The sequence below is a fragment of the Asticcacaulis sp. genome (genome assembly GCF_020217185.1).
In the GTDB taxonomy this organism is placed as follows: domain Bacteria; phylum Pseudomonadota; class Alphaproteobacteria; order Caulobacterales; family Caulobacteraceae; genus Asticcacaulis.
In genome coordinates this window covers 1-10,000 of the sequence record NZ_JAIWNX010000043.1, presented here as the reverse complement: position 1 = coordinate 10,000, position 10,000 = coordinate 1, and the positions used below count along the sequence as shown (strand labels likewise).

Sequence of the window (10,000 nt, the reverse complement as noted above, 5' to 3'; positions counted from 1 at the left end):
AGAGTCGGGCGCGCCGCGCACGGTGACGTGCGGCCATAAGCGCTCAAACCGCTGTTGCAGGCTGTCCATCAGCCAACCGCAGCGACCTGAGCCGGGACGTCCATCTCAAACACCTCACGCAGGAAGCCGAGCAGGCCTTCAGTGGTCCCTTCCACCGCCGCCTGATCGTGGTGCATGGGGTTGAGCCCGCCGAAGCTTTCTTCGTCATAGGCGTGGGTGGCGTCGAAGCTGAGCATATCAACGCTCAGGCCATCGGTTTTCAGTCGCTCCAGCACTGAAATCGCGCGGGCATAGGGGGTCAGATGGTCCTTGCGCGCCAGAGCGACGCGGGTGCGCGGACGGTAGAGCCAGGGGTGACGCAGGCTGCGCGCCGGGAAGCTGATATAGGGATAGACGAGGAACAGGCCGCGCACGTGGTCGATCAGGGTGGGGTCGGGATCGGCCAGTTTGGCCTCGCCGGGTCTTTTGAGGGGTTCGGTCATCAGGTCCATGATCGACCAGCCACCGTGACTCCAGCCTGACAGGACGACCTGATCCGATATCACTTCCGGCAGGGCCGAAATGCCCTTGATGGCGGCCAGCACGTCGCCGGAACGCTCATAGCCTTGCAGGGCCAGCCCCGTACAGACCAGCGACACGCCGTGTGATCGGCCCCAGCCGCGCGCTTTCAGGGAATCGACGACATAGGCCCGCACACCGATGGCGGCGGCGGCTTCGGCGTAGTGATAGATGTGCGGACGCACGCCACCGCAGCCGTGAAACAGGATCAGGGCCGGGCGCGGTACGGCATCGGCCGGTCCGAACGTCTCGGTACAGGGCGACAGGCGCGCCCACCGCTCAGCCAGGGTCTCAGGCATGAAAAATCCCTCGGAAACACGTCCCCGAGGGATAGATACCACGCGATATGACTTTGTACATCCTCCCCGCTGTTGCAGGGAGGGATGTAGCCGGTTTAGAGCGGAATGATTTCTAGTGGAATCATTCCGCTCAAGCCGCCATTGCGGCGGCGGCCAAGGTGGCGCAAGCCACCGCCCGGCGAGGGGCTAAACAAAAATCTAGATCATTATGTTTCTACCAGAAATCATAATGATCTAGTGGCGGAAGACGCGGATACCGGTAAAGGCCATGGTCAGGCCCGCTTCGTCGGCGGCGGCAATGACGTCGGCGTCTTTGATCGAGCCGCCCGGCTGGATCACCGCCGTGGCCCCGGCGGCGGCGGCTTCGAGCAGCCCGTCCGGGAAGGGGAAGAAGGCTTCCGAAGCACAGGCCGAACCCTTGGCCAGAGACTCGCTCAGGCCGATCTTCTCAGCGGCTTCCTGAGCGCGCAGAGCGGCGATGCGGGCCGAGTCACGACGGTTCATCTGACCGGCCCCGATGCCCGCCGTGCGGCCCTCCTTGGCATAGACGATGGCGTTCGACTTGACGTGCTTGGCGACGGTGAAGGCAAACAGCATGTCCTCGATCTCGGTCGGGGTCGGCTGACGCTTGGTGACGATCTTCAGGTCGGCGGCGGTGATGCGCGCCGTGTCGCGCGACTGCACCAGAAGCCCGCCCGCCACGCTGCGGAACACCTGACCGCCCGACAGCGGATCGGGCAGAGAGCCAGTGACCAGCAGGCGCAGATTCTTCTTGGCCTTGACGATCTCCAGCGCCTCGTCATCGGCTTCGGGGGCGACGATCACCTCGGTGAAGATTTCGACGATCTTTTCCGCCGTGGCCGCGTCCAGCTTGCGGTTCAGCGCCACAATGCCGCCAAAGGCCGACACGTCGTCGCATTCCAGCGCGCGCTTATAGGCGGTGAGCAGGTCCGGGCCGACGGCCACGCCGCAGGGATTGGCGTGCTTGACGATGACGCAGGCCGGTTGCTCGAACTCGGCCACCAGCTCGATCGCCGCATCGGTGTCGGCGACGTTATTATAGCTCAGTTCCTTGCCTTGAAGCTGCTTGGCCGTGGCGACGCCCGGACGGTCCTCGCCGGTCTTGTAGAACGCGGCCGACTGATGCGGGTTTTCGCCGTAACGCATGGTTTGCAGGCGCGCCCCGGCAAGGGTCTTGCGCAGCGGATAATCGTCGCCCAGTTGCGCCGCGAACCAGGTCGAAACGGCGCTGTCATAGGCGGCGGTGCGGGCAAAGGCCCGCGCGGCCAGCGATTTACGCAGAGACAGAGGGGTCTGACCATCACTTTGCAGGGCGGCGATGACCTCATCCATGCCGGCCTTATCGACGCAGACGGCGACATAGGGGTGGTTCTTGGCCGACGAACGGATCATGGCCGGCCCGCCAATGTCAATGTTTTCAATGGCCGCTTCGAAACCGCCACCCGAAGCCACAGTGTTTTCAAAGGGATAGAGGTCGATCCATACGATGTCGATAGGGGCGATGTCGTGATCGCTCAGCGCCTTGGCGTGTTCCGGCGCGTCGCGATAGGCCAGAAGACCGCCATGCACCTTGGGGTGCAGGGTCTTGACGCGGCCGTCCATCATTTCCGGAAACTGCGTAAGGTCCGATACGTCCTTGACGGCGATACCGGCCTTGTCGATGGCGGCGCGCGTCCCGCCGGTCGAGATAATCTCTACACCCGCCGCCACCAGAGCCTGCGCCACCTCGATCAGGCCGGTCTTGTCCGACAGGGAAATAAGCGCGCGTTTGGGTGTAACCAGATCAGGGGCGGGCGGGAAATCAGGGGCGGCGGGCATGGGCGCATCCGTACAGAAGAGGGGGAAAGATGCGCGCGGTTTACACAAGGGGGGGACAAAAGAAAACCCACAATCCCCCTTCATTTGTAACGGAAAATGTGAGGTGTTGAGCTTAAACGTTTAAGCCGTTTCCCGTTTGACGAGGCCTCACGCCTCCGCCGGTGACAGCTTCCAGCGGATGCGCAGAGGGGTGGCCAGCCGCACTGTGCCGCGCAGCAAAAGCGTCGTCGATTTGCGCGGCTGACCGCGTTCAAAGACGCTCGACTCTTCGATGCTGACCTCGCGCGCGTCGTGCCTGAGCCACCAGCCGCGCCCGCCGGGGCCGCGCAGCAGGATCGAGCGCTTGTCACGCGCCAGAGACGCCTGCACCTCCGGGTGCAGCACGAAGCGCAGGGCGTAGGGGGCCTGTTCCGGCAGGTCCTTCTTTGGTTCGACGGGGATCAGTTTTTCCTCGCCGCGCAACTCGTCGCGCTGCGGATCGACATACAGGCGGCGCTCGTGCTTGAGGCCGAAGACGGGGCGCCAGCCTTCGTGTTCCATCTCGATCAGCGAGCCGGCGTCTTCGGATTCGATGCGGCGGCTGCGGATGCGATAGCGCAGCCCCTCAAGGCCGAAATGCAGCAACTCCCCAAAGCGCCCGGTGATGGGGCTGAGGATGGGCAGATCGCCCAGTGTCAGGGTGTTGGCGGCATTGATGATGCGGAATTCGTGGTGGTCCGAATGCCCCGGTGCCCAGCCCGGCGTGACAAACAGCTTGTCGCGGCCTCCCGACACTTCAAAATTCATCGGGTGGTCGCAAGCCGCGTAACCCAGAGGCCCAAAGCGCGGTTCGCCTGTATCGACAAAGACGGTCAGCGAGCGCCCGATCAGCCGCTGATAACGCCCATGCTCCAGCGATACCGGCAGGGAGGTCGGGGCCAGAGGGCGCTTCTCTTCGTGCAGCAGGGCGGGGGCGACCTGTTCGGCCAGCAGGGATTCCGACCCCTGAAAGGCGCACAGGGAGCCGTCCGGATGCGACAGGGTGCGCACAAAGCGGCTGAGGCGTTCGATAGCCGTTTCGAGATATTCCGGAATGGCCAGCCCGCGCTGATTCAGCCCATCCTCGATCAGCAGCAGATCGTAGAGCAGTTCCAGCCCGGCCTGCACGCTGCGCGAGGCGTGCGAACCGTCGGGCAGGATGGTGCGCTTCAGCGCCTTGGGCAGGATGTGCAGCCCCTTGCGCCGCAGACTGTCGCCCGCGCGTCCGGACAGGACGCAACCGACCAGCACCAGCGCCGTGGCTTTTTGGGCATACCAGGCCAGATTGCGCGGCAGTCGCCACAGGTGGCGGGCCTGTTCGGCCATGGACTGCGCCAGACAGTGGGCTTCGGCTTCGGAGGCGTAGGCCGACAGGCGGCGCGCAAAGACGCTCAGGTTAATCAGGCGGCGCGCCAGCACCCCCTGATCCCAGGCAAAGGGCGTCCATTTGCGGAAGGTCTTGTCCCACAAGAGGAAGAGGCGCAGGCCTTCCTTCACCCCGTCCTCGCCCTGCGTGAACAGGTGGCGCAGCCAGCAGAAGCGGTGAAGCTCAATCGCAAATGCGCGGGTGGGCGAGGGGCGGTTCCACGGATCACCTGTGCCCTGCACGCTCATGCGCGCGCCACCGAGGCTATAGCGACCCGACATCATGGCCTTGCCCAGATGCGGATTGGGCGGGCGGATTTCGTGGGGGGCGGCGATAAAGCCTTCGATGGAGGGGCCGCGTAAGGACAGGCGATAGCCCGGCATCCCGAAGATTTCGGCAGCGGCCTGACGGCGCGCCCACGCCCGCACGACCTTGCCCCACGGTGTACGCACCGCGGCATGACCGGCTATGGCAATGGGCTGCTCATAGACCTGCATCGGGTCAGAGACCCTTGAGCGACTTGATATTGGCGGCGTAGGCGTCCGGCCCGCCCTTGAAGACCGCCGTCCCGGCGACCAGCGCCGTGGCCCCGGCAGCCACACAGGCGGCGGCGTTTTGCAGATTCACGCCGCCATCGACCTGAAGCACGGCGGGATGACCCAGCGCGTCCAGCTTTTTGCGTACGGCTTCGATCTTGCGCAGCTGGCTCTCGATAAAGCTCTGGCCGCCAAAGCCCGGATTGACGCTCATCAGCAGGATCAGATCGAGGTCGTCCATGATCCATTCCAGACCGTCGAGCGGCGTCGCGGGATTGAGCACCACCCCGGCTTTCGCCCCCAGGTGGCGGATCTGCTTCAGCGTGCGGTGCAGGTGCGGGCCCGATTCCGGGTGAACGCTCATATAATCGGCCCCGGCGGCGCGGAAGGCCTCAAGGTAGGGATCAACCGGCGTCACCATCAGGTGCACGTCGAAGGTCTTTTGCGTATGCGGACGCAGGCTTTTCACCACATCCGGCCCAATGGTCAGGTTGGGCACGAAATGCCCGTCCATCACGTCAATATGAATCCAGTCGGCCCCGGCGGCGTCGATGGCGCGCACCTCCTCGCCCAGCTTGGAAAAGTCGGAGGCCAGAATCGAGGGGCAAATCAGCGGCGTGGTCATGCAGAACTCTTAAGCGGGGTTGCGTTTCATATGCGCGACGAAGAACCCGTCCTGCCCTCCCTTACGCTGATGCGGCAGCAATCTCAACCAGCCTTCGGGCGCAAATGAGGCGGCGGGTATATCCGGGTGCTGATCGGCTGTGTGCTTGACCAGAGTAAAGTCCTTGTTCCGGCGCAGGAAGGCCAGAATCTGCGTTTCGCCCTCTTCGCGCTCCAGCGAGCAGGTGCAGTAGAGGAAGTCCCCGCCGGGTTTGACGCGGGGGGCCAGTGCATCGAGCAGGCGGTGCTGAACATCGGCCAGCTTGGCGACATCGGCGGGGCGGGTGGCCCACAGTACGTCCGGCTGACGGCGATAGGTGCCGGTGGCCGAACAGGGCGCATCGACCAGCACCACGTCGAAGGTGCGTGGATCATCAAAGGTCGAGGCGTCGGCATTGTGGATTTCGGCGCTCATACCTATGCGCGCCAGATTGTCCTCAACGCGCTTGAGGCGGTTTTTGGAGCGGTCGATGGCGACGGTCTGCGCACCCTTGGCGATCAGTTGCAGCGTCTTGCCGCCCGGTGCGGCGCAGACATCGAGCGCGGTCTTGCCGCTGAGGTCACCCAGCAGATTGACCGGGGTGGCGGCCGCAATGTCCTGCACCCACCACTTCCCCGCCTCGTAGTCCGCCCACTGACGCAGATCACCGCGCAGGCTTGAGCGCAGATTAACCGGACCGACGGCTTCGCCTTGCAGGGCCTCGGCCAGCGCGTCGCGGTCGGCGGCATTGCGGAAGCTGAGGTCGGTCGCCGGTTCCTCGGTCAGGACGCTGGCCATGCCCGCCGCAGTGTCTTCGCCATAGGTCTGCACCCAGCGCTGCCACAGCCAGTCGGGCACAAGGCGCTTCGGATTGATGTCGGACAGCTTGCCGTCGCGGATCAGGCCGCGCAGGATGGCATTGATCAGCCCCTTGAACGGGCGGGTCTTGTTTTCACGCTCGGCGATTTTCACTGTCGTTGAAACCGCGGCGAAATCGGGCACCTGCATGAAGAAGATTTGCGCCATGCCGATGCGCAGAAGCTGACGCACCGCTTCGGGGGGCATCTTCTGCGTCTTTTTGTGGATGACGTGATCAAGCTGCCCCAGACGGCGCAGGACCAGTAGCGCCAGGGCGCGGGCAAAGGCGCGTTCGGTTTCCGAAAGTTTGAGGAAGTCGGCGCTGGCGGCAGCCTCATCAAAGCCGCTGCGCTTTTCAAGCGCCGCTTCGATCAGGGTAATGGCCGCTACGCGGGCCGCGATGCCGATATCGTTTTCCATGCTTTCCGAAGCGTCCGGCTTCGGGCGGCTGGGGCGGGCGGAAGGTCGGGGCTTGGCGGCGGGGGTGCGGGAAGGCTTGCCAGAGGGGCGGCCGGAATGTTGGGACATGCAAACTCTCAGAAGATGCTGTGCGTTACGTCTGTCTCCCGTTTGAAGGGAAGACAGTGGCCTTAAAGGCCGGATGAGGCGCCGCTATATCAGCAAAAGGCCCGCACCCCAACCCGCTTATACCCAGGGTCATTGGAAATGACTCTGGGTATGCCTTTCGAGACTGTCTTATGTCGCTGATACGTATAAGACAGTCTCGTCTTTTCAACGGCCGGATGCGCTCAGCATCTTCGGCCGCTAATGTTAGAGCATTCGTCGGCTAAGTTGAGCCGCCGAATGGCTCTAAGTTCTTTGTTTAGTCGCGCAATTTTTCCGAAAAGTGTCAAGACGCTTTTATGGCACTTTATCGGATTGCGCTCTAGGTCGTCGGCACGCTGGTCATGCCACCACGGCGATTGCCCATCCGCACGCCCAGCTCCATCAGGGCCCTGACGCGATTGTCCGTCGCCGGGTGAGTTGAGAAGAGATTGTCCATCCGCTTACCCGACAGCGGGTTGATGATGAACATGTGCGCCGATGCCGGGTTGCGCTCGGCCTCGTGGTTCGGGATACCGTGGGCGTACTGCTCGATCTTGTGCAGGGCACGGGCAAGGCTTTCCGGATCGCCGCACAGTTCGGCCCCGACGCGGTCGGCCTCGTATTCGCGGACCCGCGAAATGGCCATCTGCACCAGCATGGCGGCCAGAGGCGCGACAATGGCCATCAGGATGGCGGCAATCGGGTTGATACCGTCTTCGTCGTCATTGCTGCCGCCAAAGAACATGGCGAAGTTGGCGATCGACGCAATGGCACCTGCCAGCGTCGCCGTCACCGTCATGATCAGGGTGTCGCGGTTTTTCACGTGCGCCAGTTCATGTGCCATCACGCCGCGAATCTCGCTGCGATCCAGCATACGCAACAGACCGGTTGTGGCGGCGACGGCGGCGTTTTGCGGATTGCGTCCGGTGGCGAAGGCGTTGGGCTGATCATTATGGATGATATAGACCGCCGGCATGGGCAAGCCCGCGCGGTGACTCATTTCAGCGATATCATCGTAATAGGTACGGATCAGGCCGGTAGCGGTGGTGGGATCGACGGGTTCCGCCCGGTAGGCCTTCAACACCATCTTGTCGGAGTTCCAGTAGGCAAACGCATTCATGGCCAGGGCCAGGCCAAGTGCGATCAGCATACCCGCAGGCCCGCCAATCGCCAGTCCGATCGCGCCAAACAGCGCGGTCATACCCGCCAGAAGCATAAAGGTCTTGAACGGGTTCATGGGTAAGAAGCTCTCCCGAATGTTAAGTATTAGGGTTGCGACAGCAGCCCTTGCGAAATACATATAAGGAAAGCGCAGACAAATTTAAGGCACTTACGAAAATGTCATCTGAAAAAAACGACGAAACGACTTCGCAATCGATTGATGATGCTGAAAAAGCGGAGATGCCGGAGCGTGTTTTGACACCGGCGGCGCAACGCGCTCTGGCCGAAGCCGCGCAACGACGCGCACAGGCCGAAAAGGAGACGGCTGAGCGGCCTTACGAAGAGGGCGGCCCGGCGGGTCTGGAACCCACGCGCTTTGGCGACTGGGAACGCAAGGGCATCGTCAGCGATTTTTAATCGGAACCCCCTGATTACAAGGGCTTACCCCTGCAATTCCGCCAGAATGGCCTGCACTGCCACCACGGGATCAGGCGCACGGGTGATCGGGCGACCGATCACCATATGCGAGGCGCCATTGTGGATGGCATCGGCCGGTGTGGCGATGCGCTTCTGATCATTGGCATCAGCCCAGGCCGGGCGCACGCCGGGGGTGACAATCAGGAAGTCCGCCGGGACGCGGGCGCGGATCATGGCCGCTTCGTGCGGGCTGGCGACCACGCCGTCCATACCGGCTTCGACCGCCTGATCGACCCGGCGTTTGACCAGATCTTCCAGCGCCATGCCATAACCCATCTCATCGAGATCATCCTGCTTCAACGTCGTCATAACCGTGACGCCCAGCAGCTTGGTGGGGCCCTGACGGCCGCGCACAGCCGCCTTCATCACCTGCGGCTCGGCATGGACGGTCAGCATATCGCAGGCCCCGCGCGAAATGGCCTCAGCGGCCCCTTCGACCTGAGCGCCAATATCGTGCAGCTTCCAGTCCTGAAACACCTGCTTGCCGCGCGCCCCCAGTTCTTCAGTCAGAGACAGACCGCCCTGTCCCAGAAGCGTCAGGCCGATCTTGTAATAGCTGACGTGATCGCCCAGCGCCTCGACCAGATGGCGGGCAGACGCTAGATCGGGCTCATCGAGAGCAACGATGATACGGGGATCGGCGGGCAGGGTCATAACGGCGCTCCGGTAACAGTCGGTTTCACATACACCGGATTTTGCGGGGCACAATGGGGAAAACGCGCCCTTTATGGCCTCTGTCGCGGCGAAAGTTTTTCCTGTAACCGGATAGACGGGTCTGTTACAAAATGAATCGGTTGCAGGAGGGTGAATGATGTCGGGTGGCTCCTTGGGTCTGATTGAGCTTTATGTCAACTTCTTCATCACCCTGTTCGCCCTGCTCGATCCCATCGGCAATGTGCCGATCTTTGCGGCGGCCACGCGCACGCAGTCGGAATCGGCGCGGCGCTGGCTGGTGGTCTATATCTCGGCCTTTGCCGCCCTGTTCCTCAGCTTCTTCTTCTTTACCGGCCTAGCCCTGCTTCAGTTCTTTGGCATTTCGATGGACGCCTTCCGTATCGCCGGCGGCATCCTGCTGTTCCTGCTGGGGCTCGATATGACGCGCGGCGATTTTCTGGCCATGTTCGAAGAGACCGAATCCCTGACCGAAGATACGGTCGATGCCCATGGCGCGCCTATCCGTGGCCGCGATCGTGCCAAAAAGACCTTTGAAAAGTTCGTCGTGCCCTTTGCCATCCCGCTGCTGATCGGGCCGGGGGCCATATCGACTGTCATCATTCAGGCGGGCGAGGCTCAGAAATACGGCATTACGGGCATGGCGGTCGGCCTTGGGGCCATCGTCACCACCTCGCTGGCGGTGCTACTGACCTTCCTGTTTACAGGCCATATTTCCAAGATGCTCGGTCGCGTCGGCATGGTGGTGGTCATCCGCGTGCTGGGGCTGATTCTCTGTGCCCTGTCGGTGCAGATCATCATTTCAGCCATTTCGACCGTCACGCACGACATTATCGTCCCGGCGGCCGCGCACCCCTATAGCGGGTCTTAGTTTTAGAGCGATGTGCGGAAAAGTGTGAGCGGTTTTCCGAAAAAACCATCGCGACAAAACAAAAATTTAGGCCGTAAACTCATAAATTGGGTTTTCAAGCTGGCTTATGCGTGATTCAAGGCTTCCACTGATTTGGAGGCCTTTTTCATGACCCGT

9 protein-coding genes are annotated in these 10,000 nt (G+C 62.4%); 2 read left to right on the top strand and 7 right to left on the bottom strand.

Annotated elements, in window-relative coordinates:
• Positions 1 to 68 precede the first annotated feature (68 nt).
• The 6 genes from LDL37_RS02100 to htpX form a co-directional block, all read right to left on the bottom strand.
• Entirely contained in the window at positions 69 to 857 is a 789-nt protein-coding gene (locus LDL37_RS02100; RefSeq protein WP_290793620.1) for a dienelactone hydrolase, read from the bottom strand.
• A 234-nt stretch (positions 858 to 1,091) separates the two neighbouring features.
• On the bottom strand, positions 1,092 to 2,696 hold the full coding sequence (gene purH / locus LDL37_RS02095; RefSeq protein ID WP_290793617.1) for a bifunctional phosphoribosylaminoimidazolecarboxamide formyltransferase/IMP cyclohydrolase: 1,605 nt from the start codon (positions 2,694 to 2,696) through the stop codon (positions 1,092 to 1,094).
• A gap of 147 nt (positions 2,697 to 2,843) precedes the next feature.
• A complete protein-coding gene (locus LDL37_RS02090; RefSeq protein WP_290793614.1) occupies positions 2,844 to 4,577 on the bottom strand; it encodes a heparinase II/III family protein in 1,734 nt (577 codons plus the stop codon).
• A gap of 4 nt (positions 4,578 to 4,581) precedes the next feature.
• Positions 4,582 to 5,241: a ribulose-phosphate 3-epimerase gene (gene rpe, locus LDL37_RS02085; RefSeq protein WP_013477555.1), complete on the bottom strand. Its 660-nt coding sequence runs from the start codon at positions 5,239 to 5,241 to the stop codon at positions 4,582 to 4,584.
• A gap of 9 nt (positions 5,242 to 5,250) precedes the next feature.
• A complete protein-coding gene (locus LDL37_RS02080; protein ID WP_290793605.1) occupies positions 5,251 to 6,645 on the bottom strand; it encodes an RsmB/NOP family class I SAM-dependent RNA methyltransferase in 1,395 nt (464 codons plus the stop codon).
• A gap of 358 nt (positions 6,646 to 7,003) precedes the next feature.
• Positions 7,004 to 7,900 carry a zinc metalloprotease HtpX gene (gene htpX / locus LDL37_RS02075; RefSeq protein WP_172961174.1) on the bottom strand — a complete coding sequence of 299 codons (897 nt, stop codon included), beginning with the start codon at positions 7,898 to 7,900 and terminating at the stop codon, positions 7,004 to 7,006.
• A gap of 101 nt (positions 7,901 to 8,001) precedes the next feature.
• Here htpX and LDL37_RS02070 point away from each other — a divergent pair, with 101 nt between their 5' ends.
• Entirely contained in the window at positions 8,002 to 8,241 is a 240-nt protein-coding gene (locus tag LDL37_RS02070) for a DUF1674 domain-containing protein (protein WP_290793600.1), read from the top strand.
• Positions 8,242 to 8,265: 24 nt separating this feature from the next.
• On the opposite strand, the gene pyrF is transcribed toward LDL37_RS02070, so the two are convergent.
• Positions 8,266 to 8,949: an orotidine-5'-phosphate decarboxylase gene (gene pyrF / locus LDL37_RS02065; RefSeq protein ID WP_290793623.1), complete on the bottom strand. Its 684-nt coding sequence runs from the start codon at positions 8,947 to 8,949 to the stop codon at positions 8,266 to 8,268.
• Between the two features lie 160 nt (positions 8,950 to 9,109).
• Here pyrF and LDL37_RS02060 point away from each other — a divergent pair, with 160 nt between their 5' ends.
• Positions 9,110 to 9,844, top strand: a complete 735-nt coding sequence (locus tag LDL37_RS02060) for a MarC family protein (protein ID WP_290793597.1) — start codon at positions 9,110 to 9,112, stop codon at positions 9,842 to 9,844.
• Positions 9,845 to 10,000: the final 156 nt, after the last annotated feature.